The sequence below is a fragment of the Ruegeria sp. AA6 genome (genome assembly GCF_056542865.1).
Window position 1 is genome coordinate 140,451 of record NZ_JBQGAN010000007.1, and the last position, 23,549, is coordinate 163,999.

Here is a 23,549-nt window from a genome sequence, read left to right on the forward strand (position 1 = left end):
CGCCAGGACGCCCATGGCGATCAGGAAAAGGGTGACAATCTTGATAATCACGTCACAAACCGAAACGCGCGTAGGCGGCGCGCTCCTCAATCCCAGCGATGGCGTCCTGCGCAAGCGACGCCCCAAAGCGCGACCATATCGGCTTGCGCAGCCCATAGCGACGGAACTTGACCTTGTCGCCAAAGCGCTCCTGCATCTTGGGCTTCAGATGCGCGATGCCGTCGATCAGACCCAACTCTTGCGCGCGCCGCGCCAGCCAGATTTCACCGGTGAACAGATCCTGAGTTTCATCCAGCCTCATGCCGCGCCGGGCTTTGACATGGGCGATGAAATTCTCATGGATATCCGCCAGCAACCCCTCCAGTCGGGCGACATCCTCTTTCTTCTCGGGCGAAAACGGGTCGAGCATGGATTTCGACTCGCCCGCCGTATGCACGCGCCGTTCTATACCCTGACGTTTCAACAGCACATGCGCACCAAAGCTTGACGAGATCACTCCGATCGACCCCAGCACCGAGCTATCGTCCGCATAAATCTCATCCGCAGCCGCTGCCAGCCAGTAGCCACCCGAGGCTGCCACGTCCTCGACAAAGGCGATGACCGGTATGTCCAATTCCTCGGACAGCCGCCGGATACGCGCCCCGATCAGCGAACTCTGCACCGGCGATCCACCGGGCGAGTTCAGTTCAAGCGCGACGGCGGCGGGTTTGCCTTTGCGAAAGGCTTTCTCCAGAACCGGGGCCAGTGTGGTGTCGGACATCGACCCACGCCCGGCCATCCCGATGGCACCAGACAGGCGCACCACGGCCACAACGGGTTGCTTTTTGACAAACGGCAGGCTGAGTTTCATGGGTGCCGATGTAGAGTGCACCCAACCGGTAAACAAGGGACCGCTTTGTCGATAGACGCAACGGGAACACATTTCCTGAGGTCAGTGGGCAAAAATGCAACGCCCACCGGCGGCTTAGCTGCGAATGCGCCAGCCGGTTTTGAAGATCCACCAGATGATGCCCAGACACAGGCCGGTAAAGGCCAGAATGGCCAGCAGGCTGAACCCGATCGGCACGTCCGCCAACCCGTAAAACGACCAACGAAACCCCGAAATCAGGTAGACCACCGGATTGAACAGGGTGATCGTCTGCCACAAGGGCGGCAACATCGAAACAGAATAGAACGTCCCACCCAGAAAGATCAGCGGCGTCACGACCAATTGTGGCACCAGAGACATCTGTTCGAAATTACTGGCCCAAATCCCGATGATGAAACCCAGCAAAGAAAAGCTGAGGCAGGACAGGATCAGAAAAGCCGCCATCGCAAAAGGATGTTCGATACGTATATCCACAAAGAATGTGGCCGTAACAAGGATCACCAACCCCACGAACAGCGATTTCGTCGCGGCAGCTCCGACATACCCTATTACGATCTCGATAAAATTCACAGGAGCTGACAGCAATTCGTAAATCGTTCCGAGAAACTTGGGAAAATAGATGCCGAAGGATGCGTTCGAAATCGCCAGCATCACCACTGACAGCATGATCAACCCCGGCACAATGAACGCGCCATAGGATACGCCCTCAACCTCTTGAATGCGGCTGCCGATAGCGGTGCCAAAGACCACGAAGTAAAGCGAGGTTGACAGGACAGGCGATAGGAAACTCTGCGCCAGAGTGCGAAAGAACCGTGCCATTTCAAAACGATAGATGGCAGCGATGGCAGACCAATTCATGCGGGCTCTCCGGACACCAGATTGACAAAGATTTCCTCAAGGCTCGACTGCCGCGTCTGTACGTCGCGCAGAACCAGCCCCGCGTGCGCCACATCGTTCAACAGTGTGGTGATCCCGGTGCGGTCGGCATGAGTGTCATAGGTATAAACCAGCGCGTCGCCATTGCCATTCAGCGCCAGGTTATGCGGCGCCAGACTTTCCGGGATAGCCTGGATCGGTTCGGTCAGCATCACCTCAAGCTGCTTTTTTCCCATCTGCGCCATCAAAGTTTCCTTGTCCTGCACCAGCAGCAACTCACCCTTGTCGATGACACCGACACGATCAGCGATGGCTTCGGCCTCTTCGATGTAGTGCGTGGTCAGAATTATGGTGACGCCAGCCCGCTTCAGCTCGGCGACGATCTCCCACATATCCTTGCGCAGCTCGACATCCACACCGGCGGTGGGCTCATCCAGAAACAGCACCTGCGGCTCATGCGACAGGGCCTTGGCGATCAGCACCCTGCGTTTCATGCCGCCTGACAGTTCCCTGATCGCGTTCTTGCGCTTGTCCCACAAAGACAGCTTGCGCAAAATTTCTTCGATCCGCGCATCATTGCGGCCCAATCCGAACAACCCGCGCGACAGTCGGACCGTGTTCCAGACCTTCTCAAACGGCTCCAGAGCAATTTCCTGCGGCACCAACCCGATCATCCGGCGCGCAGCGCGGAAATCGGTCTGAATATCGTGGCCGCCCACCGTCACCGTGCCCGAGGTCGGCGTGGTGATGCCGCAGATGGTCGAGATCAGAGTCGTCTTGCCCGCCCCGTTGGGACCAAGCAACGCAAGAATTTCGCCCTCTTCAATGTCCAGCGAAACGCCTTTCAGCGCCTCAAACCCGTCGGCATAGGACTTGCGCAGATTCTTGATGGACAAAATGGTGGTCATGTGTGGTCCCCGTTCTGGCCCGGACCTTATCTTGCGACGACAGCAGGGAACAGGGCACTTTCGCACAGTGTTCTGAGCATTTTTGCCAAAAGGTCAATTGCCCACACCTCTGCCAACCAGAACCAGATCCGTTCTTCATCTGGCCAAAAATACCTCGGGGGATGAATTGGCTGAAGGCCAAGAAGGGGGCTGGCCCCCTTCCCCTTTATCGGCTGCGCACCGTGTCGATCATCAGTTGAACATTCTCTGGATCCGCATCTGGCGTGATCCCATGGCCGAGGTTGAAAATATGCGGCCCTTTCGAGAACGCCTCGACAATCCGCCGCGTTTCATCCACCAAGGCCTGCCCGCCCGTCACCATGTGCGACGAGGCCAGATTGCCCTGAACGCAACCATCGACCTGCACGTTCTCTGCCCCCCATTCGGGTGACACAGAGTTGTCCAGTGCCACACAATCCACACCCGTCGCCTTGGCAAAGCCAATATAGCCGTCTCCGGCCTCACGCGGGAAACCAATCACCGGGATGCCGGGGTGGCGTTCCTTGATGGCCTGCGTGATAGCGCGGCACGGTTCGACCGCATATTTCTGATACGCGGCGCCTTTCAGAGAACCGGCCCAACTGTCGAATATCTTCACCACTTCGGCACCGGCCTCGATCTGGGCCGACAGGTATTCAATTGTCGCCAGCGTGATCCTCTCCAACAATGCCTCGAACAGTGCTGTATTTTCCTCGCGCAGCGCGTGGGCTGGTCCCTGATCTGGTGTGCCACGCCCGGCGATCATGTAGGTCGCCACAGTCCATGGCGCGCCTGCGAACCCGATCAAAGCCGTCTCGGACGGCAATTCCCGCGACAGGATGCGGACCGTCTCGTAAACCGGGGACAGGGTCTCATGAATGTCCCCAACTGGCTTCAGCGAGTCGAAGTCCGATTGCTGCGTGATGGTCGACAGACGCGGGCCTTCTCCGGTGACAAACCACAAATCCGCACCCAGCGCCTGCGGCACCAGCAGAATGTCGGCAAACAGAATCGCCGCGTCAAACCCGTAGCGACGGATCGGCTGCAGGGTCACCTCGGCTGCCAGTTCGGGGTTATAGCAGAGCGATAGGAAATCCCCGGCCTGCGCCCGGGTTGCACGATACTCGGGCAGATAGCGACCGGCCTGACGCATCATCCAGATCGGAGGCACATCCTGAACCTCACCCGCCAGTGCCCGCAGCAGTTTCTTTGTCTCGGCCATGTTGTTCCCCAATCGTCTGGTTTGTCGCAACGGGTCGGCCCTCAGTGGCAATTTGTCAAGCTCTGCCCCCATTGTCAGGGCAATGTGACGCGACTAAAGCTTGGCGCATGACACTGACCCTGCCCACACCCGACTCACCGCTGAAAATCGGCACCCGTGGATCGCCTTTGGCACTGGCGCAAGCTTACGAAACCCGGCAACGGCTGGGCAGCGCGTTTGATCTGCCCGAAGAGGCGTTCAAGATCGTGGTGATCAAAACAACCGGTGATAACCGCGCCATGATCGACGCGGATCGCCCGCTGAAAGAGATCGGCAACAAGGGTCTGTTCACCAAAGAAATCGAAGAAGCGATGCTGCGCGGCGGCATCGACATCGCCGTGCATTCCACCAAGGACATGCCGGTTGAACAGCCCAAGGGTCTGGTGCTGGACACATTCCTGCCACGTGAAGATGTGCGCGACGCGTTTATCTCGCCCAGTCTCACCTCAATCCACGATCTGCCGCAGGGCGCAGTGGTCGGAACGTCGTCTCTGCGCCGCCGGGCACAGTTGCTGAACCGACGCCCCGATCTGAACGTGGTCGAATTTCGCGGCAACGTTCAGACGCGGCTGAAGAAACTGGCCGATGGCGTGGCGGATTGTACCTTTCTGGCGATGGCCGGTATCCGACGCCTGAACATGGCTGACGTCCCCGCCACCGCCATCGCTCCCGAGGATATGTTGCCCGCCATCGCACAGGGAACGATCGGCATCGAACGCCGCAGCGACGATTCCCGTGCAGCGGGCATGCTTGAGGCGATCCACCACGCCGAAACCGGACAACGCCTGTTCGCCGAGCGCGCCTTGCTGGCGGCGCTGGATGGGTCGTGCGAGACCCCTATCGCCGGTTTGGCCGAAGTACAGGGCGACCAGTTGCGCCTGCGCGGAGAGGTACTCCGCCCCGATGGATCCGAGGCGATTGCCGAAGATCTTACCAGCACGATTGCCGATGGTGCTGAAATGGGCCGTGCTATGGCGCATTCGCTGTTGGAGAAAGCAGGTTCGGGTTTCTTCGACTGGAGAAATTAAAAAAATTTGTGCAATGTGAACTACTTCACTGTGGCGAAGAGGGCGATCTGGCATCAAGGCTGCATACCGATCGAGATGATAGGTTGATCTCGATAAAGTCGAAAATTTTTTCAGTATATTCGCTTAAGTGGTATTCGAGGGGGCGAGGCTGAGCCAAATCACTGATCGGTAGGGCCGCTGTCATATTTCGGCAGCGGCCCATTTCGTTTCAGAGCGATGCATCAGACGGCGCTGATCACCTGCACGGCCTTATCGACCGCCACTCGTGTCTGTTCCAGATCGGCCTCGGTGACGGCCAATGACGGATAGAGCTTGCCCGGAGATTTGAATATGCCGTGCGAACGCAACGTATCGTTGTAGACGGCATTCCGGCCCGGGTCGTCGTGTTTGGCACTGCGGTAGTCGCAACAAGCCACATCGGTAAAGTAGATATCGAACAGCGTTTCGTCACCAACGACCTGATGCGGAATGCCCGCCTTGGTCAGGGCGTCCACCTGCATTTGCTGCAAGGCAGCCCCGGTTGCCCGCAACTTGTCATAGGTTCCGTCGCGCCGTAGAATCTCCATCGTCTTCAGACCGGCGACCGAGGCGACAGGGTTGCCCGACAGCGTGCCCAGCTGCATCAGCCAGCCTTCTTCACCGACCTCAGCCTTGTCGAAATGCTTCATGATCTCGGCACTTGCGCCCAGCGCCGCCAGAGGGAAGCCGCCGCCCGTAATTTTACCTAAAGTGCAGATATCGGGCGTGACGCCGTATTTCTCTTGCGCGCCACCATAAGCCAGACGGAACCCCGTAACGATTTCATCGAAGATCAGCAACACGTTGTGCTTGTCGCACAGATTGCGCAGCCCCTGCAGATAGCCGGGCATGGGCGGGATAATACGCTGCAGCGGTTCAACCATGATTGCGGCGACGTCATCATGTTCGTCCAGCAGGGCAGCCACAGCTTCAAGATCGTTATAAGGCGCAATCAGCATCTGTTCAGCCACGCCTGCGGGGATGCCGGCACTGTCCGGTACAGCTTGCGGGAAATTGACCCGTTTCGATGGGGCAAGACTCATCTGCGCCTCGGCGCTCATCCCGTGATAGCCGCCTTCGAATTTCAGGATCTTGTCGCGACCGGTATAGGCGCGGGCCAAACGGATCGCGTACATGTCTGCCTCGCCACCCGATGCAACAAAGCGGATTTGTTCACAGCAAGGCACCGCGTCAATGATGGCCTCGGCCAGTTCGATGCCTTTGGCGTTGTTCGCAAAGAATGTCATGCCCTTCGGCAGTTGCTCCAGTACGGCCTCCATCACCTCGGGGTGGCCGTGTCCCAGAAGCATCGGGCCCGATCCGATCAGATAGTCGATGTATTCGTTTCCGTCCTCATCCCAGACACGGCTGCCTTCACCGCGGGCGATGATGATACCGGGGTCGAAATTGCCGAAGCCGCCGGCGGGAAGAACGGCGTTTGCGCGCGCGATCCATTCGGATTGAGTGTTGATTTTCAGCATCTCACACGATCTCCAATATCGGGGAACCAAGAACGTCCGGGTCAGGTGTAACACCTAACCCCGGCCCGTCCGGCGGGGCAATCCTGCCGTTGTCACGGTTCGGTGCGTCTGGGCACAGGCGTGGCGCCACATAGGATGACAGGTCACAGGTATTCATCAGCGACCCATGCGGGGTCGAGGCCGCGAAATGCAGAGCGGCGGTGGTCACGATGTCCGAACCCCAAGTACATTCAGCACAAATCTCGGCCCCCAGCTGCACAGTCAGATCCCGCGCTGTTCGCATCGCCGACAAGCCTCCGAACTTGGACAGTTTCAACGCCACCGCATCCATGCAGCCCAGCTCATGCGCCCGCATCAGCGACGCGAGATCATAGGCGTTTTCGTCAATCTTCATCGGCAAGCCGGTGGCCTGACGGACAGCAGCACAATCCTCAAGCGTTTTGCAGGGTTGTTCCAGCATCACATCCAGATGAGCGACCGCCCGCCCCGTTCGTGTGGCCTGCAGACGCGACGCGCCGCAGTTCCAATCGCCATAGACCAGCGGCCCCGGCCCCACGGCCTCGCGCACTTTGATCAGGCGTTCGGCGTCGGCCTGCCAGTCGCCTTCCACACCCAGTTTGACCTGGAATTGGCGTATGCCGGATTGGTAGGCGGTCTGGGCGATCCGCGCCATTTCATTCGGGGCGATGCAGGTGATCGAATGATAGATCGGCATGTCCTTGCGCGTTCGTCCGCCCAACAGAGCATAGATCGGCTGGCCCGTGGCCTGTCCGAACAGGTCCCACAGGGCAATATCGACCATTGATTTGGCATAAAGATGCCCCTGCAAAAAGGCATCAAGCTTGCGCATCGGCGCGTCGACCCCGAACGGGGAAATCCCCAGAATCTCGGGGGCCATTTCGGCGATCGCGCTGGGGACACCACCAGCATAGGCGGGCAAGTAGTGCGGGATCGGGCAGACTTCGCCCCAGCCATTCAAACCGGTATCCGTTTGCAGGCACAGGATATGCGACGTGACCGTGGCGCAGGTCTTGCCCTCGGCCATGTGATAGGTTTCATGGCTGGTCAGGTCGACGGACCAGAGCGTTATTTTTGTGATCTTCATTCAACCCATCCATCGCTTTTGCGGGTGATACGTTCAGAGGGGCCAGCCCCTCTCTTGGCCTGCGGCCAATTCACTCCCCGAGGTATTTCTGGCCAGATGAAGAGGCGGATCATCGTTTGGCCTCATAGTTTGCGATTGGTTTGCCCAGCACGTCCTCATCCGGGTGAACTCCAAGACCCGGTGCATCCGGCAGGTGTAAGTGGCCGTCGGTGTTACGCGGTCCGCGACCGCCTGCGATGTCGACGGTGATCATGTCCTGACAGGCCCAGACGGCGTGGCAATTGTCATCTGGAATGGTTGCTGCCAGATGCAGCGCTTCGGTATCGGCCAGAACCGAACCTCCGGTCGCCATTACGAACAAGTCGATTCCGTGGGCCAACGCGATATCCCGCATGCGTGCGGCCTTGGTCAGCCCACCGACGCGGTTCAGTTTTATACCGAAAATCTCGGCCAACCCGTCTCGGGCGATGCGGGCGGCGTCCTGTAGGGTGACAAGGCTTTCGTCTATGGAAACAGGTGAGGCATGACGGCCCGAGATCGCGGCAATGTCGTCAATCGTTTCGCCGGGTTGTTCAAACATCACGTTCAGGTCTTCGCAGGCGCCCATCACTCGTAAAGCCTGCTGCCGGGTCCAGCCGCGGTTGACGTCATAGAGGATGATTTCCCCCGGTCGCCGGATGCTTTCGACATCGCGGACGCGGCCAATGTCGCGCTCCACGTCACCGCCGATTTTTACCGAATGGGCGATGTATCCCCGGCTGCGATAACGCTCGATCACACCGCGGGTTTCTTCGATAGTCTTGGCACCCACCGACGAAGCAATCGGGCGCGGTGTGCGGGACCCGCCGCCCATCAGATCGGCAATCGGCAGGCCCGCAGCCTGACCGGCGATATCCCAACAGGCCATATCGATCGGGCTTTTGGCATAGAGATGGCCGGGCAATGCAAGGTCCATCGCGCGCTCTATATCCAGGACGCGACGCGGATCCAGACCCAGAATGAATGGTGCCATCGTCTGAATCCCGGCACGGATGCCCGGCCCATGCGCGGGCACATAGGTATGGCCCCACGGTGTGCCCTCACCCCAGCCGACCAACCCTGCATCGGTTTCGATCTTTACAATCGTCGCGTCGAGGGTTTCGAATTTCAGCCGCCCGCCGGACAGCCAATAGGGATGCTCCAAAGGCAGGTCGACCTGATAGACGGTGATGGTCTTGATCTTCATAGGGTGTACTCCGCCACCGGTGCGCCGAGGCTTTCGAAATCGGGTGTCACGCCCAATCCCGGCGCATCCGAGGCATAAAGCTTGCCATTCCGCGACACGGGACCGCCAATTCCGGTGGATCGGGTGTTGTAGTTCATCAGATCGGTGGTGTTCTGAAGGTATTCCGGCGGGGTCGAGGCCGCAAAATGTGCGACGACCGACGTGGTGATCTCTCCGCCCCAGGTATCCTCGCTAACCACGGGAATACGGTTGTCGATCAAATAGTCCCTTACCCGACGCGCTTTGCTGAGCCCACCGAGGTTCGAGATTTTCAGGCAGCAGATCTCGGCCCCGCGATCCGCGACGATCCGTTGGGCCATGTGAATGCCGGTGACGCATTCATCCAGCTTCATCGGCTGCTCAGCCACGCGGCGCACCTGTTGGCATTCCTCATAGGTGCGACAGGGTTGTTCGAGGATGAAATCCAGATCGCGTGTGGCCCGCGCCACCCGGATCGCATTGTCGACGCGCCAGCCCTGATTGGCATCTGCCATCGCTTTTTCGCCCGGTTGCAGCAGTGGTACCGTGGTTCGGATGCGGTCAATATCGCTGGCCCAGTCCGCCCCGACCTTGACCTGAAACTGGCGGTATCCCTGCGCGCGATAGGTGTTCATTTCGGCCACGGTCTCATCCACCGCCTTCTGGGGCGCGACCCGGTACATCGGCGCTCCGTCAGTCAACTTGCCGCCCAGCAGCATCCAGACCGGCTGATCGCATGCCTGCCCCAGAATATCCCAGCAGGCCGCATCGAACGGAGCCTTGGCGTATCCGTGACCCTGCACCAGATGATCCATTAATTGCTCAATCCGCCCCACCTGCCGCGGGTCTTCCCCCAACAGTTTCGGCGCGACCAAACGTGCCAGCGCCGCCACGCCCTCGGAATGGGCAACCATGTAGTTCTCACCGCAGGGTGTGAACTCACCACAGCCTTGCAGGCCCGCGTCGGTGTCGATGACCACGACCGAGGCAATCGCCGTTTCAATCGCATTGCCCGCGCCCCAGACATAGGCACCGCCCACATAGGGCAAGCCGGTCTGAAAAAGGCGGATTCGGGTGATCTTCATGCGGCGTCCATTCTGGGCAGGTCGCCCATCCCTTCGCCGCGCCACAGCACGAAGGTCAGGATTGGCTGATCGGTTGTGATCATGGCGTGGCTCTGCCAGCTTGAGTGCAAGCGGGTTTGGTCAGGACCCACGAACGTTTCGTCGCCGTCGACCCTGAACAGGGCACCGCCAGCCAGAGTCAGGTACATCTCTTCGGCTTGATGGCTGTGCCAATCATAGTTCAAACCCGCGCCCCAATACCCGACGTAACCTCGCAGTTGGGTCGAGTGGAAATGTCCAGTGGGGCCAAAAAGTTCGTAATACCCGTAATTCTGCAGGAAGTTCGCGCCGACCTCATCCTCGGTGTAGGTCTGTTTCCAAGAGGCGAGATGGGTTGTTGCTTTGATCGCCGAGATTAACTGCTGAGTCAGGTCGCTGCCCGAAAGGTCAAAATCCCGCACCAAATCTGATGCAGGGATGTGATTGGGTTCCAAACCTGCCGATGTCAGATCAGTTGGCCACGCCCCAAAGGCGGCGAGGTCAGGATGCACCTGACACAACTGCCGGGCAGCTTCCAGAACGTCTTCCAGTGTCATGGGGTCACCACAATGTTGCCGGTGTGCTGTTTGGCGATGAAGGCGGCTTGTGCCTCGCGCAGCTCCTCCAGCGGATAGGTTGCGGCGAGGGCGGGCTTGATCTCACCAGCTTCGATGTATGTCACAAGATTTTTCATCACCTGCGGATCAATCACGGTTGAGCCGGTGAAAGTCAGGTCGCGCAGGTAGAAGGTCCGCAGGTCGAAATCGACCATCGGCCCGGCAATGGCGCCGGAACAGGTATAGCGCCCGCCGCGTTCCAGAATGTCGATCAGGTGCGGCCAGTAGGGGCCGCCCACCACATCAGCTACGACCGTGACCTTTTCACCGCCCAGCACCGCACGCAGGTTTTCAGGCGCGCGAGGCAGGATCATGTCGGGTCCGAGTTCGGCCACGTCGGCGTGCTTGGCCTCGGACGCCATGGCGATCACGCGCGCGCCGCGCCGCTTGGCCAATTGTACCAGAGCACCGCCGACACCGCCCGAAGCTCCGGGGACCAACACCGTGTCCTTTTCGGTCACATTGGCGCGGGTCAGCATCCCTTCGGCGGTAGAATAGGAACAGGAGAAGGTCGCCAACTCGGCATCTGACAGGTCTGATTTGATCGGAACCGCGTTCACGGCCAGCGTCGTGGCGTATTCGGCAAAGCCACCGTCCCGTTCTGATCCAAAGTAACCCGTCTTGTCCATGTTTTCGGGTTCTTCCGGGTTCCTCAACCAGCCGTCGGTGATGACGCGTTCGCCAATGCGGACGCTGTCTACGCCCTCACCCACGGCCACAATTTCACCGCAGATATCGGCCCCTTGAATGCGCGGGAAGGTGATCGGGTTGCCGCCCCATGTTGGGTCTTCTTCACCGACTTCCTCGAATGCGCCGCCGGTGGTCGCCTCAGAGACGGTTTTGGAATACCATCCCGACCGTGTGTTCACATCGGTGTTGTTCAGACCGCAGGCGGCGACCTTGATCAGCACTTCTCCGGCAGCAGGTTCCGGGCGCGGCCAGTCTTTGTGCAGCACCATCTGCTCCAGCCCGCCATGGCCCATTGTGACCATGGCTTTCATTGTATCGGGCAGGCTCATCACGCGGTCTCCAATGCGGCATCGGTGCGCGGCAGGAGGCTTTGCGGATCGTAGGCCGGTTCCCCCAGCACGCGGGCCGCGCGGGGCTTGCCGTGGATCAAGACCTCCAGCGTTGTTCCGGCCTCGGCTGCCTCGGGTTTGATATAGGCAAATGCGAGAATCTTGCCGACCGTGTGGCCGTATGCCACCGAGGCGGTTGAGCCCACGACTGTCCCGTTCAATATGACCGCTTCGCCGCCGTGACCGTCGATCTCGCCGTCAGGCTCGATTTCCAGATAGGCGCAGACCCACGGCAGGTCGGTGTTCAGGGTCTTGTCCTTGCCCAAAAACTCTTTGTCGGCGCGGGCAAAGCGCAGCACGTCAGCCTCGGCCAGAGTGACCTCGTTGGTCAACTCGCCCGCACCTTTGAAGCCCTTCTCCATCCGCATCACGTTCATGGCAAAGCTGCCATAGTCGGTGATCCCGTGCGGTTCACCCGCCGCCCACAACGCTTTGTAGACATCGAGGCAAGCGGCGTTGGGCATGTGCAGTTCCCACCCCAGCTCACCGGCATAAGACATGCGGAAGGCCCAGACCTTGTGACCCGCAATGTCGATTTCCTGCGCAGACAACCAGCGGAACCCGGCATTGGTCAGATCGGCATCGGTGCAACGCGCCAGCACGTCACGCGACCGTGGGCCGTTGAGCGATAGGGCCGACCAATCAGCGGACAAGGCGGTGATCTGTACATCTTCATCCGCACGCTGCTGCGCCAGATGGTCCAGCAGGCGCTGTTCGAAGAAGGCCGCACAGACCAGATAGAAGCGATCTTCAGCCATACGCACGATCGTGGTTTCCAATTCGATCCGCCCCCGGCGGTTCAGCATGTGGGTCAGGGTGATCGATCCGACCTTTTGCGGCATCCGGTTAGCGGTCAGCCTGTCCAACAGGGCATAGGCGTCCGGTCCTGAGACCTCGACCTTGGTAAAGGCGGTGACATCCATGATACCGACGCTCTCGCGCACCGCTTTGACCTCAGCCGCGACCATGTCGTCAGCGCGGGTACGACGGAAGGAGTAGTGATCGCGCTGCTCCACACCATCCCGCGCGAACCAACGGGGGCGTTCGAAGCCATAGACTTCTTCATGCACGGCGCCCTTGGATTTCAGCAGCTCATACAGCGGTGACGGCTTGATCGGACGCCCTTCCAAACGGTTGAAATGCGGGAAAGGGATTTCGTGACGCAGGCAGTAGTCTTCCTCGGCCTTGATCACCTGCCAGTCCTTGGTGGCATAACTGCCGAACCGGCGCGGATCGAATTCGCGCATCGAGATATCGGCGGCCCCATGCACCATCCAGCGCGCCAGCTCACGGGTCAGACCTGGCCCCCAGCCGATCCCGATTTGCGTCCCACAGCAGCACCAGTAATTCCGCACACCGGGCGCAGGCCCAATCAGCGGATTGCCGTCCGGCGGGTGTGAGATCGCGCCGTGCACGTCACGCTGAATGCCCAGTTCGGCAAAGATCGGCATCCGGTTCAGGCTTTCCTCAAGCCAAGGCATCACTCGGTCGTAATCCGCGTCAAACAGCCAGTTCTCGTATTCCCAAGGGCAATAATCATGCCAGACCGAGTTCGGGTTTTCTTTCTCGTAAATCCCGATCAGCCCGCGCTGCTGCTCCATCCGGATATAGCCCGAGACCTTGCGGTCATCGCGGATCACCGGCAGTTCCTTGTCCAGATTCTGGAACTCGGGCACCGGTTCGGTCACGAAGTAGTGGTGCGTCATCGAGGTCATGGGCAGTTGCAGCCCGGACCACTCGCCCATCTGACGGGCATAAGTGCCACCCGCGTTCACCACATGCTCGCAAGTGATGGTGCCCATTTCGGTTTCAACCACCCACTCACCGTTGTCGGCTTGCGTGATGTTGGTGGCGCGACAGTTGCGGAAAATCTGAACACCCTTCTGACGCGCGCCGGTCGCCATCGCCATGGTCACGTTGGTCGGGTCAACATGGCCGTCATCCGGCGTGTACAGCGCACCCAACACGCCTTCGAGATTGTAGAACGGGTGCAGCTCGGCCACTTTCTCTGGCCCGACCAGTTCGATATTGAAGCCCAACGAGCGGCCCACCGACAGGGTGTGGTGCAGCCAGTCCATCTCATCCTCGGTATAGGCCAGACGGAAGGACCCGCAGCCGTGCCACGTCACCGGCTGGCCGGTTTCAGCCTCCAACTGACCGGAATACAGACCGATGTTGTAATCGACGCATTTGCCCAGCCCAAAGCTCGAGGTCGAATGCGTGATCTGGCCCGCCGCGTGCCAGGTGCTGCCACTGGTCAGTTCAGCCTTTTCCAGCAGGACAGTGTCGTCGCCCCACCCTTCATGCGCCAGATGATAGGCCAGACCGACCCCCATGACACCTCCGCCCACGATGACTACGCGGGCATGTGACGGCAGATTCTTCTCGGACATGATTTTTCCTCTTCCCGAGTCGCGTTTCTGCTCGACAGGCTAATTCCACAAATGTACCATCGTCAATCATGAATGACACAAATGTATCATCAATCGTACTCGACCGCCTCTCAGAGGAGTGGGATGCCCTCACCCCCGAGGCGCAGAAAGCCGCGCGTTACGTGCTGGAAAACCCAACGGACGTTGGGGTTTCAACCGTGCGAGAGATTGCCGAGGCGGCCAAGGTCAAACCCAACACGTTTGTCCGCATGGCGCGGCAAGTAGGCTTTGATGGGTACGAGGATTTCCGCGCCCCGTTCCGCGATGCGATTCGCCAAGGCGGCGTGTCGTTTCCTGACCGCGCCCGCTGGTTGCAGGACATCGGCAAGTCTGGCGAACTGGGTGGGCTTTATGCGGATATGATCGGCGCAACGATCCGCAATATCGAGGAAACCTTTGCCGGGATTGACGCTGCCAGCCTGAAATCCGCCGCCGAAGATATCTGGAACTGCCGCCAGATTTTCACGCTGGGCGTAGGCGTCAACAACGCCAACGCGCGCAATTTCACCTATCTTGCGTCCACGGGGATGAAGCAATTTCACGCCATTCCCCGCCCCGGCTCGACCCCGGTGGATGATCTGGCCTGGGCCGATGAGCAGGACGTTCTGATCGCCATAACCTGCCATCCCTACCGGACCGAGGTGATCGACGCGATCAAACTGGCCCGCCAACAGGGGCTGACCGTCATCGGCATCTCGGACAGCCCGGCCAGCCCGGTGATCCTGAACGCGCAGCACGGTTTCGTCGTGGCCGCCGATACGCCGCAATTTTTCCCGTCCTCCGTTTCGACCATCGCGTTGCTGGAAACACTGCTGTCCTTTGTGATTGCGGTCTCCAGCGATGAAATCGTCGAGCGGGTGGAACGGTTTCACCAACGCAGACACCAACTTGGCCTCTACGCGGAGGAGCCCGAATGAACGCACCCCTGACCCACTCATTGGACGCGCGCTATTACACCGACCCTGCGGTATTCGAGCAGGAGATGCGGGGTCTTCTGGCCCGAACGTGGCAGTTTGCAGGCCACGTGGCACAGGTGCGGGAACCCGGCGATTATTTCGCCTTTGAGATCGCGGGTCAGAACCTGTTCTGCATCCGCGGGCGGGACGGTGAAATCCGCACGTTCTACAATGTCTGCCAGCACCGCGCGCACGAAATGGTGACGGGTGCAGGCAACACGCGCGTCGTTGTCTGCCCCTACCACGCCTGGACTTATGAACTGTCTGGCCAATTGCGCGCCGGACCCAACATCAAATCCGTCCCCGGTTTTGACCGCAGTGCGATCTGCCTGACCTCGGTCCGCACCGAAGTGTTCAACGGGTTTATTTTCGTTAATCTCGACGATGACGCGGCTCCGATGGACGAATGGTACCCCGGTGTACGCGAGGAAATCCGCGCCTTCGTTCCGCATATCGACGATCTGGAACCGCTGGAATGGGTCGAGATACCGGAAAACTGCAACTGGAAGGTCAGCATCGAGAACTACTCGGAATGCTACCACTGCCCAACCAACCACCCGACCTTTGCCGAGGGCGTGGTCAAGCCGGAAACCTATGACATCCAGCCCGATGCGGGTGGCGGTTATGTGCTGCGACATACGACCGAATGTCAGAGCCTCGACAAGATGACCTATCCCATCGACCTGTCGGTGCCCCATGCGGGCGACTATCAGTCATGGTTCCTGTGGCCGATGTTCTCGTTTCAGTGCTACCCGGGCAATGTGCTGAACACCTATCACTGGCGCGCCAATGATGCCGACCACTGCACAGTCTGGCGCGGGTGGTACACCGAAGGCGGATCGGAAAGCGCGGTGATCCGGCAACTGGCCGTGCAGGACCGCGAAACCACGGTCGAAGAAGACATCCGTCTGGTGGAAAGCGTCCATCGCGGCCTGAAATCGCGTGGCTATCGGCCCGGCCCGCTTGTGCTGGACCCCGGATGCGGCGTGATGTCCGAACATTCCATCGCCCGGCTGCAGCAATGGATGCGTGAGGCGGTGGAATGATGATCTCGGTGATTTACTCATGCTGATGCCCGAAGACTGGAAACCAGAGCATAAGCTGTTCCCGTATCAGGTGGGTTTTACCTGCCCGCCTTTCGACTTTGATGCCGCACCGTCGGATTTCCTGCGTATGTGTCCTGAAACGGTCGGCGTACACGGGTGGATGCTGCATGCACCTGACTATGCGCACGGCCTTGATCAGCGAAAGCAGAATTTCGGAATGCTCGAAGATTTCGTGCATTGCATGTCTCGCAACGGCGTGGATGTCTGCGGACAGGTGGGCTCGAACTGGGTACACGCCTGTGGGTTGGGCGTCGAAGGCGTCCGCCAGCATTGCGCAGATCTTTCGGACAAATACGGCATCCAATTTCACATGGCCGGCTACGCCATGATCGAAGCGCTGCGGGACATGAACGTCGAAAAAGTCGCCCTAAATGCGGCTTATCACTGGCCAGAGTGGTGGCAGGGTACGGTTAATTTCCTGCGCGAGGCCGGTTTCGACGTAGTTTATGCGGGCAATTTTCATGATCAGGGGTGGTTTGCCTCGCAGGAAGAAGTGAACAGCTATCGATGGGTGTTCGACGGTGATCTGGCGCTGAAAAGCTTTGAATATGTTGCCGACAAAGCCCCGCAAGCTGACGCAATCCTGATCAATGGCATGTGCAATTTCCGCACTGGACCAAATGGCCTGCCGCAACGCCCGCTGCATCTGGCGGATACGCTGGAGGCCGCCCTAGGCAAACCAGTAATCGGCCATGACATCGCCCTCTATTGGCGCATCTTCAAATCCCTTGGTCTGTCGCCCGACACGCCACAGGGTCAGCTTCTGAAACGGCTCTAAATCCGGAGGCCCAAACACATGCACAAAATCCTTGCGCTCTGGGCGGTGCCCCGGTCGACCTCAACGGCCTTTGAATGGATGATGCGCCAACGTGGTGATCTGGATTGTTTGCACGAACCTTTCGGCGAAGCCTGGTATCAGGGTGAAGACCCGCTTTGGCACCGGTTCCAGCCGGGTGACGTCACCACGGCTGGCCTGACGCTGAACAGCGTGTGGCAGAACATTAAGGGGCGCGCTGAGAACGGTCCGGTCTTCATCAAGGACTTCCCGCATTACATCAACCACATGTGGGATGCCGAATTCCTATCGCAGTTCAACCATGCCTTTCTGATCCGCGACCCGGCGAAAACCATCACGTCGATGTATAAACGCTGGCCCGATTTTGCCGAAGGCGAGGTCGGCTTTCCCGAACAGCGCGCTCTGTTCGATCTGCTGACGGCCCTGAACGGCACGCCACCGCCAGTGATTGACAGCGATGATCTGCTGGAAGATCCGCATAGCATGACGCAGAAGTTCTGCGAGGCCGTCGGCATACCCTTCATCGAAGAGGCCCTGACATGGGAGGCAGGCGGTGATCCTTCGGCCCATAGCTGGTGGGATGGCGGATCCTTCCACGCCAACCTTGCAAACTCGACCGGGCTGGCGCCACAACCGCGCAGGTATATCGACATCAGCGACGCACCGGATCGGGTCAAACAGGTGCATCGACGCATGAAACCGCACTATGATCACCTTTATAAACATCGCCTGACGCGCTGAAGAACCGGAGACCTCACATGGCAGATATATTCGACGAAGACCTTTTCCTGAGAGGATTGGAGCAACGCAAAGGCACGCTCGGCGCGGAATATGTGGAAAAGAATCTGGCGGCCGCCGATGATTTTACCCGGCCCTTTCAGGAGGCTATGACAGCCTGGTGCTGGGGCTTCGGGTGGGGAGACAACGTGATTGACGCCAAAACCCGCTCGATGATGAACCTTGCGATGATCGGCGCGCTTGGGAAAATGCACGAATGGGAGATTCACTGCAAAGGCGCGATCAACAACGGTGTCTCGAAAGAGGAAATCCGCGCGATCATTCACGTCGTCGGGATTTATTGCGGCGTGCCGCAGGCGTTGGAGTGCTTTCGCGTGGCCCGCAAAGTACTGGAAAACGAATAACGCGCGGTTTTAGACCGAGTTCTGGCGCTCTCTCTCGGGCCAGAACTCATCTACAACGATATAAGCCACGATCACAAAGGTTGCCGCGCTGGCGACTTGCAGAACGCGCGTGATGCTTTTGACGTCGGCCTCATCCGAGAAGGGCGCGATCGACCCCCCGTAGACGATCAGAGCCGTCGTGATTGCCGACCCCGCAGCAGCCGCCAGAGGAATTTCTGATTTTCCCAACGCGCCCAGCGTTATGCAGAAGAAAAAGCACAGCAAAACCGGGGTAAGGAAAACCGGCGCAATAACGTTGACCTCGTAACAAATGATCGACACTGCTGCGCCCAGTAGGTTTGCGGTGAGCATGGCCTTGGCCACAGCGTTACCCGCTGAAGGCATCGCCGCGAGTTGCTGGCTGAGCAGCGCCACGAAAAAAAGCACCAGCAACGCCGAAGCACCAGATACGAAGAATGCCAAGGCGAAGGGCACGGTCACCAATGACATGCGGATAATACGGCGGTGTGGATCGAACTCTTGCGCTGACGCCGCTTTCTTTTGCGCGTCCGTAGGCGGTTCCGCGGGAATAATAACGAACATCAGCGTGGACACGAAGCCCGCAAAGAACAGGTTCAGCGGAATCCAGAACACCAGAATCAACGCCAGATCCTGCGATTGCAGCACAAGGTTCGGAATCATCAGCGCTCCCATTAAGGCAATTACCCCGGGCAAGACCCCAGCGCCCGACACCGACCACGTGAATGACAGGATGATCCCGATGGCCACGAGGATCAGAAAAACAACGGGGTACGGGGAAAAAACGGATGACAACAAAAAGGAAATGAGCATTAGCCCGATCGAAAACACGAACAGCTTGCCAAATGCGGCCAAGGGCAACGCGGCGGGGGCCTGCAAGAACAAGGCAGTGAACACAGCACCCACTACGGCCAGCGGCCAGCCCAGAAACAGCCCCAGAGAAAACACGCCGGTCACACCCAATGCCAGCCGCAGGACTGAGTTTCGGTCCTCAGTACGCATAAGACAGGATTGAGACCACGCGGATATAGGCGCGGCCCACCGTGTTCAGCATCGAGTTGTCACTAAGATACATGATCACATCCGCCTGCCCGTTCAGCTGAAACCGCAGATCATCCTCGGCACTGCCAGCCTCATAGCCCGGCAAGATGATCCGCACCGGGAACCGCTCGGGCTCGCGCAAGAACCCTTTGGTGCTGGGCGCGCTGGCCAATTGGCCGGGCTCATCCCCACCACTAAGCGACACGGCAGCGCTGAAGCTTTCGATCACGCCCGGAACGATCTTGCCGGGATGCATGTCCAACACAACATCGACCGGAGAGCCGACAGCGGCGCGGCCAATGTTGTTCTCGGTAAAATACGCCTCGATCCAGACATCGGTTGCGTCAAGGAACGTCAAAAGGTCCTGCCCGGATCGCGCGTAAGTGCCCGGCGCAATCAGCAGGTTGGAGATTACCCCCGTTGCCGGGGCTCGCAATTCGGTCCATTCAAGGTTCAGCTCTGCATCCGCAAGGGCAGCCAGAGCCCGTTGAATTTTGGGGTTCTCTATGCCCTCTTCGCCCAGCCTTTGTTTTGCCTTTTCCAGATCGGCCACAGCGTTTTCAAGGTTGGCCTCGGACTCGGCGAGTTGCCCCCGTGCATCGTCAGCCTTCGAGACCGCAATGAGACCCTTCTTTTCCAATGCGAACACACGCTCGGTTTGCAGACGCATCGTGTCCAGATCGCTCTGGGCGCGCGCCAGTTTGGCTTGTGCCGCGCTGACCTCAGCCGAGGATGCGCCGACCTCTTGTGTGGCGGCCTCCAGATCAGCCTCAGCCTTGTCCCGTTCAATCTCGTAGGGTCGGCGGTCAATCCGCACCAGAACATCCCCCGCCGAAACGACCTGACCGTTTTCAACCAGAACTTCGGTGACGGTACCAGTGACCTGCGGCACGATCTGCGTGGCCACGGCCTTGACCCGCGCATTTCCGGTAAACGGCGTTTTTCGATCTGCGACCAGATACCAGACAAGGAAAATCAGTATGACTGCCAGCGTCGTCCAGATCGTTTTTCTCATTCTGCCGCTCCTTCGGCAGGTTCGGCAGCATCGGGTGAAGCATCGATCCAAACCTTGAACAGCTCATAGAAAACGGCGAACAGTACAGGGCCCATGAATATCCCTATCAGGCCGTAGGCCATCATCCCGCCAAGCACGCCGATCAGGATCACCAGCATCGGGGTCTCAAGTCCCTTTGAGATGAATACAGGTCGCAGGAAACTGTCCATGATGGCAACCGGGACCGCCAGAATTGTAAACACAAGGGCTGCGCCCCCGGACATGGAACTCCACGCGTAGATCGCCACCGGCAGCAAGACAAGACCGGGGCCAATCTGGATGATCGAAAGGATCAGGCATATGAAAGCCAGTGTGGCCGCCGACCCTATGCCAAACACCGCCAGTAGAATCCACACGACGACAGCCTGTATGGCCGCAACCCCGATCACGCCTTTGGTGACATTGCGAATTGTGGCCCCGGCCAGAGTGACAAACTCTCCACCACGAGGTGCGAACACTCGATTAGCGAACCTTTGCAATCCCTGCACCAAATTCGGACCGGGGCTGAATAGCGCGCCCATTATGAGAACGGATAGCGCAAGACCCAGTAACCCGATACCAATTCCCAAAACTTTCCCGAACAAAGATTTGGTGATCTCAAGGATTTGCGCACCGTACTTTGCCAGCGCGCCATCCAGGTTCCGTTCGAACATCGTCCAAACGTCTGCGATCTTGCCTCCGATCAGCGGAAGGTCCTTGATGCCTTCGGGTGCAGGGGGGATCTTCAGTTCGCCACGATCAGCCTGTTCGGCAAAGTCCGACCCAAGTTCCGCTGCTCCAGAAACCGCAGTGGCAACCGGGCCCAACGTAAGAACGAGGCCCAGTAGCACCAATATCGTTGCAGCCAATGATTTGCGCCCGCCCAACTTGCGTTGAAGCCAGTCAAATACCGGATAAAGCGCGACGCACAGGATCGTCGCCCAGATGACCACGCTTGCAAGCGGTGCAACCATGACCAGTGCGCTGTAGAGGAACAATCCGAGAAAAAGTAAGCGTATTGCAAGATCGACTATCTTTGCGTCCTGGGTCTTTTCCATCCCATCCCTCCCGTGTTTTTTTCGATATTACACTCAAACAAAACGATATGTATATATTTGAGGTGGTAAGGGTCCCTTTCGACCTGAAAACGCAATGAAAATGGCACCCCTCCGCACAGAGAGCTCAAGGCCCGCCGCTCATATACAGAATGCTGAAGCGCCGGAAATTAGGTATCTGTTCTGTTATCATCCTGTGACAGGATGGTGTCCGCAACAGTGGTCGCGGCCGTCACAAAAATTCCCAAGCCCACGATGATGTAGAGCATCGTAAAGACCTTTCCCACAGCCGTTTCCGGAGAGAAGTCGCCGAAGCCCACTGTCGAAATCGTGACCACCGAAAAGTAGATTGAATCCAGCCAACTCCACCCTTCGACGAAATGGTAGAAAACAGACGCCCACAATATCATACCAATCGTGAAGGCCAGAATGCCTTTGACCCTGCCGTCCTTTAACGCAACGCCTATCCCTCGCGTTATTTTAGTCAATGAGTTCATGGTACCCCCTTTGAGCGTTAGGGCGTTTCCAGCAGAAACACCGTAAGTCCGGATTTCAACGCATTTGCGCGTTTCGCACCTTTGAGTTTTGACCACAGGACGAAACTTGACACGCCTCCGGACACCCTATCATATTCACTAATTCCTAGGTGTATACTGTGAAGACGCGACTGAGAGAGACTTGCGTCACGCGGGCTGACATATTCAATGAAACCTGCAAACTTGGCTGCAGCGCAGCGCAATCGCCGTATATCTCATTTCGCGCACTTGGAATTCATGACACCCAAATCTATCAGAGACGTCATCATTTGAGGGACAAAAGCACATAAGCTACTAAATCGAGGCTCCATGCACAGCTTCCGATCTAATGCATAGCCGCCCAGCTTTAAAACGACAGCATATAGATCGAAATGAAGCGTGCACTGACGGCGAAGATTGGACTGGCCCAGACTGAACAAAGAGAAAGACGGATCGGATAGTGAAGGACATCCGATCCATGACAAGAAAAATACAATCCGCAGAGGACAGGAATTGGATTTTCCTGAAGGGTCACCTTTTGGGTGCCCACATCTCGCCAACGCCACGAACAGCTTGCCGCGTCAGGTCAATCGGGTCTCCGGCGCAATTCACAAAGTGCAACCGCCTCTACACACGATTTATGGAACCGTCTCTTTCGAACGAGACGGCCATACTTGCGAAGGCATTCTCAGTATAGAAAGTGCCTAAATCTATCGTCAGCAAATCCAATGTTTACGACGCTGACTAACAAACCGTGCGGCTGGCTTCAGAAGATGAAGTCGCTCGCGTCGAGTGTGCCTTCATCCACACCGGTCAGCGTCAGTGTATTGCCGAGACCATCGTCAATCACTGCATTCGCGCCACCCGACAGGTGCTCGGCCTGCAGGTCGGCGAAACCGGTGATCGCTTGTACGCCGCTGAGGTCGATCAGATCTCCGGCGCTGAAGTCGAGCACCTCGTCCGTGCCGGTCGAGAAGACAAACGTGTCGCTGTCCCCGCCACCGCGCAGCGTGTCGTTGCCAACACCACCATTCAGAGCGTCCTTGCCGTTGCCGCCATAGAGGACATCATCGCCGCTGTGGCCGGTGATGCTGTCATGACCGTCGCTGGGCCTCCCCAACTGAACTGGTCCACCGTTATGTTTAGGAAACGGAGGACCACGAATGGCAAACAAGAGACCAAAGCCCGAAGAGATTGTCTCGAAGTTACGGCAGGTTGAAGTTCTGATAGGGCAAGGCATGTCCCGTCTTGATGCGATCAGGCAGATCGGCGTTGTTGAACAAACCTATTACCGTTGGCGAAAGAAGTACGGCGGAATGGGTGTAGATCAGTTGAAAGAACTGAAGCGGCTTCAGAAAGAGAACGAGCGGCTGAGACGCGCGGTTTCAGATCTGACTTTGGACAAACTGATCCTCACGGAGGCGGCCAAGGGAAACTACTGAGCCCCGCTCGTCGTCGCGCCTGCATCAGCCATGTACGCAACCAGCTGAACGTTTCCGAGAGACGCGCCTGCCGCGTGCTTGGACAACACCGGTCCACGCAACGGCGCGTCCCACAAGGTCGCGCAGACGAAGACCGATTGGTGGCCGACATGATCGAGCTGACCCGTCAATACGGCCGATATGGCTATCGCAGGATCGCTGCATTGCTGAGAGAGGCTGGATGGTCTGTCAGCGATGGGCGAATTGAACGGCTTTGGCGACGAGAGGGGCTGAAAGTGCCAGCGAAACAACCGAAGAAAGGACGGCTCTGGCTGAACGATGGCTCGTGTGTTCGGCTGAGGCCGGAGTATCGCAATCATGTATGGAGCTATGATTTCGTCCATTGTCGAACCGACGATGGCAAAGCTT

General features: G+C 58.4%; 22 protein-coding genes and 1 pseudogene. 7 read left to right on the forward strand and 16 right to left on the reverse strand.

Annotated elements, in window-relative coordinates; all coding sequences use genetic code 11:
• Window positions 1–52: 52 nt before the first annotated feature.
• The 4 genes from ACR0LN_RS11585 to hemE all read right to left on the reverse strand — a co-directional run bounded on the left by ACR0LN_RS11585 (window position 53) and on the right by hemE (window position 3,892).
• A complete protein-coding gene (locus tag ACR0LN_RS11585; protein ID WP_480429863.1) occupies window positions 53–850 on the reverse strand; it encodes a S49 family peptidase in 798 nt (265 codons plus the stop codon).
• Window positions 851–964: 114 nt separating this feature from the next.
• Complete coding sequence (locus ACR0LN_RS11590; protein WP_480429864.1) at window positions 965–1,726, reverse strand: ABC transporter permease; 762 nt, start codon at window positions 1,724–1,726, stop codon at window positions 965–967.
• Window positions 1,723–2,652 carry an ABC transporter ATP-binding protein gene (locus tag ACR0LN_RS11595; RefSeq protein ID WP_480429865.1) on the reverse strand — a complete coding sequence of 310 codons (930 nt, stop codon included), beginning with the start codon at window positions 2,650–2,652 and terminating at the stop codon, window positions 1,723–1,725. The genes ACR0LN_RS11590 and ACR0LN_RS11595 overlap by 4 nt, the downstream gene beginning before the upstream one ends.
• A gap of 205 nt (window positions 2,653–2,857) precedes the next feature.
• Window positions 2,858–3,892, reverse strand: coding sequence for a uroporphyrinogen decarboxylase (gene hemE / locus ACR0LN_RS11600; RefSeq protein WP_480429866.1), 1,035 nt, complete (start codon window positions 3,890–3,892; stop codon window positions 2,858–2,860).
• 107 nt (window positions 3,893–3,999) lie between these two features.
• Here hemE and hemC point away from each other — a divergent pair, with 107 nt between their 5' ends.
• Window positions 4,000–4,959 (forward strand): hydroxymethylbilane synthase, encoded by a 960-nt coding sequence (gene hemC, locus ACR0LN_RS11605; protein WP_480429867.1) that lies wholly within the window; start codon window positions 4,000–4,002, stop codon window positions 4,957–4,959.
• Window positions 4,960–5,180: 221 nt separating this feature from the next.
• On the opposite strand, the gene ACR0LN_RS11610 is transcribed toward hemC, so the two are convergent.
• From ACR0LN_RS11610 to ACR0LN_RS11640, 7 genes are all read right to left on the reverse strand, one after another.
• Window positions 5,181–6,458 (reverse strand): aspartate aminotransferase family protein, encoded by a 1,278-nt coding sequence (locus tag ACR0LN_RS11610; RefSeq protein WP_480429868.1) that lies wholly within the window; start codon window positions 6,456–6,458, stop codon window positions 5,181–5,183.
• A gap of 1 nt (window position 6,459) precedes the next feature.
• A complete protein-coding gene (locus tag ACR0LN_RS11615; RefSeq protein WP_480429869.1) occupies window positions 6,460–7,563 on the reverse strand; it encodes a mandelate racemase/muconate lactonizing enzyme family protein in 1,104 nt (367 codons plus the stop codon).
• 109 nt (window positions 7,564–7,672) lie between these two features.
• Entirely contained in the window at window positions 7,673–8,788 is a 1,116-nt protein-coding gene (locus ACR0LN_RS11620) for a mandelate racemase/muconate lactonizing enzyme family protein (protein WP_480429871.1), read from the reverse strand.
• Window positions 8,785–9,891, reverse strand: coding sequence for a mandelate racemase/muconate lactonizing enzyme family protein (locus ACR0LN_RS11625; protein WP_480429872.1), 1,107 nt, complete (start codon window positions 9,889–9,891; stop codon window positions 8,785–8,787). Before ACR0LN_RS11625 ends, ACR0LN_RS11620 begins: the two co-directional genes overlap by 4 nt.
• Complete coding sequence (locus tag ACR0LN_RS11630; protein WP_480429873.1) at window positions 9,888–10,466, reverse strand: dimethylsulfonioproprionate lyase family protein; 579 nt, start codon at window positions 10,464–10,466, stop codon at window positions 9,888–9,890. The genes ACR0LN_RS11625 and ACR0LN_RS11630 overlap by 4 nt, the downstream gene beginning before the upstream one ends.
• Entirely contained in the window at window positions 10,463–11,545 is a 1,083-nt protein-coding gene (locus ACR0LN_RS11635; RefSeq protein WP_480429874.1) for an alcohol dehydrogenase family protein, read from the reverse strand. The genes ACR0LN_RS11630 and ACR0LN_RS11635 overlap by 4 nt, the downstream gene beginning before the upstream one ends.
• Window positions 11,545–13,998: an FAD-dependent oxidoreductase gene (locus ACR0LN_RS11640; RefSeq protein ID WP_480429875.1), complete on the reverse strand. Its 2,454-nt coding sequence runs from the start codon at window positions 13,996–13,998 to the stop codon at window positions 11,545–11,547. The genes ACR0LN_RS11635 and ACR0LN_RS11640 overlap by 1 nt, the downstream gene beginning before the upstream one ends.
• Window positions 13,999–14,066: 68 nt before the next feature.
• On the opposite strand from ACR0LN_RS11640, the gene ACR0LN_RS11645 reads away from it, so the two are divergent.
• From ACR0LN_RS11645 to ACR0LN_RS11665, 5 genes are read left to right on the forward strand one after another with little or no spacing between them, the layout of a single operon-like run.
• The gene (locus ACR0LN_RS11645; RefSeq protein WP_480429876.1) at window positions 14,067–14,954 is read left to right on the forward strand and encodes a MurR/RpiR family transcriptional regulator; all 888 of its coding nucleotides are present in this window, start codon (window positions 14,067–14,069) and stop codon (window positions 14,952–14,954) included.
• Window positions 14,951–16,039, forward strand: a complete 1,089-nt coding sequence (locus ACR0LN_RS11650) for an aromatic ring-hydroxylating oxygenase subunit alpha (protein ID WP_480429877.1) — start codon at window positions 14,951–14,953, stop codon at window positions 16,037–16,039. The genes ACR0LN_RS11645 and ACR0LN_RS11650 overlap by 4 nt, the downstream gene beginning before the upstream one ends.
• Window positions 16,040–16,058: 19 nt before the next feature.
• The gene (locus ACR0LN_RS11655; protein WP_480429878.1) at window positions 16,059–16,877 is read left to right on the forward strand and encodes an aspartate racemase/maleate isomerase family protein; all 819 of its coding nucleotides are present in this window, start codon (window positions 16,059–16,061) and stop codon (window positions 16,875–16,877) included.
• An 18-nt stretch (window positions 16,878–16,895) separates the two neighbouring features.
• Complete coding sequence (locus tag ACR0LN_RS11660) at window positions 16,896–17,636, forward strand: sulfotransferase-like domain-containing protein (RefSeq protein ID WP_480429879.1); 741 nt, start codon at window positions 16,896–16,898, stop codon at window positions 17,634–17,636.
• A 17-nt stretch (window positions 17,637–17,653) separates the two neighbouring features.
• Entirely contained in the window at window positions 17,654–18,037 is a 384-nt protein-coding gene (locus ACR0LN_RS11665; RefSeq protein WP_480429880.1) for a carboxymuconolactone decarboxylase family protein, read from the forward strand.
• A 9-nt stretch (window positions 18,038–18,046) separates the two neighbouring features.
• On the opposite strand, the gene ACR0LN_RS11670 is transcribed toward ACR0LN_RS11665, so the two are convergent.
• From ACR0LN_RS11670 to ACR0LN_RS11690, 5 genes are all read right to left on the reverse strand, one after another.
• Window positions 18,047–19,057: a DUF2955 domain-containing protein gene (locus tag ACR0LN_RS11670; protein ID WP_480429881.1), complete on the reverse strand. Its 1,011-nt coding sequence runs from the start codon at window positions 19,055–19,057 to the stop codon at window positions 18,047–18,049.
• A complete protein-coding gene (locus ACR0LN_RS11675; RefSeq protein ID WP_480429882.1) occupies window positions 19,047–20,111 on the reverse strand; it encodes an HlyD family secretion protein in 1,065 nt (354 codons plus the stop codon). Before ACR0LN_RS11675 ends, ACR0LN_RS11670 begins: the two co-directional genes overlap by 11 nt.
• Window positions 20,108–21,187: an AI-2E family transporter gene (locus ACR0LN_RS11680; protein ID WP_480429883.1), complete on the reverse strand. Its 1,080-nt coding sequence runs from the start codon at window positions 21,185–21,187 to the stop codon at window positions 20,108–20,110. Before ACR0LN_RS11680 ends, ACR0LN_RS11675 begins: the two co-directional genes overlap by 4 nt.
• Window positions 21,188–21,354: 167 nt before the next feature.
• The gene (locus ACR0LN_RS11685; RefSeq protein ID WP_480429884.1) at window positions 21,355–21,681 is read right to left on the reverse strand and encodes a potassium channel family protein; all 327 of its coding nucleotides are present in this window, start codon (window positions 21,679–21,681) and stop codon (window positions 21,355–21,357) included.
• Window positions 21,682–22,465: 784 nt separating this feature from the next.
• The gene (locus ACR0LN_RS11690; RefSeq protein ID WP_480429885.1) at window positions 22,466–22,819 is read right to left on the reverse strand and encodes a calcium-binding protein; all 354 of its coding nucleotides are present in this window, start codon (window positions 22,817–22,819) and stop codon (window positions 22,466–22,468) included.
• A 43-nt stretch (window positions 22,820–22,862) separates the two neighbouring features.
• On the opposite strand from ACR0LN_RS11690, the pseudogene ACR0LN_RS11695 reads away from it, so the two are divergent.
• A pseudogene (locus ACR0LN_RS11695) lies at window positions 22,863–23,549 on the forward strand (transposase); the annotation flags it as partial.

Coding starts and splice junctions, on each gene's coding strand:
- ACR0LN_RS11645 (WP_480429876.1), top strand. CDS start 14,067: ATGAATGACACAAATGTATCATCAATCGTACTCGACCGCCTCTCAGAG.
- ACR0LN_RS11655 (WP_480429878.1), top strand. CDS start 16,059: ATGCTGATGCCCGAAGACTGGAAACCAGAGCATAAGCTGTTCCCGTAT.
- ACR0LN_RS11665 (WP_480429880.1), top strand. CDS start 17,654: ATGGCAGATATATTCGACGAAGACCTTTTCCTGAGAGGATTGGAGCAA.
- ACR0LN_RS11670 (WP_480429881.1), bottom strand. CDS start 19,057: ATGCGTACTGAGGACCGAAACTCAGTCCTGCGGCTGGCATTGGGTGTG.
- ACR0LN_RS11635 (WP_480429874.1), bottom strand. CDS start 11,545: ATGAGCCTGCCCGATACAATGAAAGCCATGGTCACAATGGGCCATGGC.
- ACR0LN_RS11590 (WP_480429864.1), bottom strand. CDS start 1,726: ATGAATTGGTCTGCCATCGCTGCCATCTATCGTTTTGAAATGGCACGG.
- ACR0LN_RS11630 (WP_480429873.1), bottom strand. CDS start 10,466: ATGACACTGGAAGACGTTCTGGAAGCTGCCCGGCAGTTGTGTCAGGTG.
- ACR0LN_RS11620 (WP_480429871.1), bottom strand. CDS start 8,788: ATGAAGATCAAGACCATCACCGTCTATCAGGTCGACCTGCCTTTGGAG.
- ACR0LN_RS11585 (WP_480429863.1), bottom strand. CDS start 850: ATGAAACTCAGCCTGCCGTTTGTCAAAAAGCAACCCGTTGTGGCCGTG.
- ACR0LN_RS11640 (WP_480429875.1), bottom strand. CDS start 13,998: ATGTCCGAGAAGAATCTGCCGTCACATGCCCGCGTAGTCATCGTGGGC.
- ACR0LN_RS11680 (WP_480429883.1), bottom strand. CDS start 21,187: ATGGAAAAGACCCAGGACGCAAAGATAGTCGATCTTGCAATACGCTTA.
- ACR0LN_RS11660 (WP_480429879.1), top strand. CDS start 16,896: ATGCACAAAATCCTTGCGCTCTGGGCGGTGCCCCGGTCGACCTCAACG.
- hemC (WP_480429867.1), top strand. CDS start 4,000: ATGACACTGACCCTGCCCACACCCGACTCACCGCTGAAAATCGGCACC.
- ACR0LN_RS11675 (WP_480429882.1), bottom strand. CDS start 20,111: ATGAGAAAAACGATCTGGACGACGCTGGCAGTCATACTGATTTTCCTT.
- hemE (WP_480429866.1), bottom strand. CDS start 3,892: ATGGCCGAGACAAAGAAACTGCTGCGGGCACTGGCGGGTGAGGTTCAG.
- ACR0LN_RS11625 (WP_480429872.1), bottom strand. CDS start 9,891: ATGAAGATCACCCGAATCCGCCTTTTTCAGACCGGCTTGCCCTATGTG.
- ACR0LN_RS11650 (WP_480429877.1), top strand. CDS start 14,951: ATGAACGCACCCCTGACCCACTCATTGGACGCGCGCTATTACACCGAC.
- ACR0LN_RS11595 (WP_480429865.1), bottom strand. CDS start 2,652: ATGACCACCATTTTGTCCATCAAGAATCTGCGCAAGTCCTATGCCGAC.
- ACR0LN_RS11615 (WP_480429869.1), bottom strand. CDS start 7,563: ATGAAGATCACAAAAATAACGCTCTGGTCCGTCGACCTGACCAGCCAT.
- ACR0LN_RS11685 (WP_480429884.1), bottom strand. CDS start 21,681: ATGAACTCATTGACTAAAATAACGCGAGGGATAGGCGTTGCGTTAAAG.
- ACR0LN_RS11610 (WP_480429868.1), bottom strand. CDS start 6,458: ATGCTGAAAATCAACACTCAATCCGAATGGATCGCGCGCGCAAACGCC.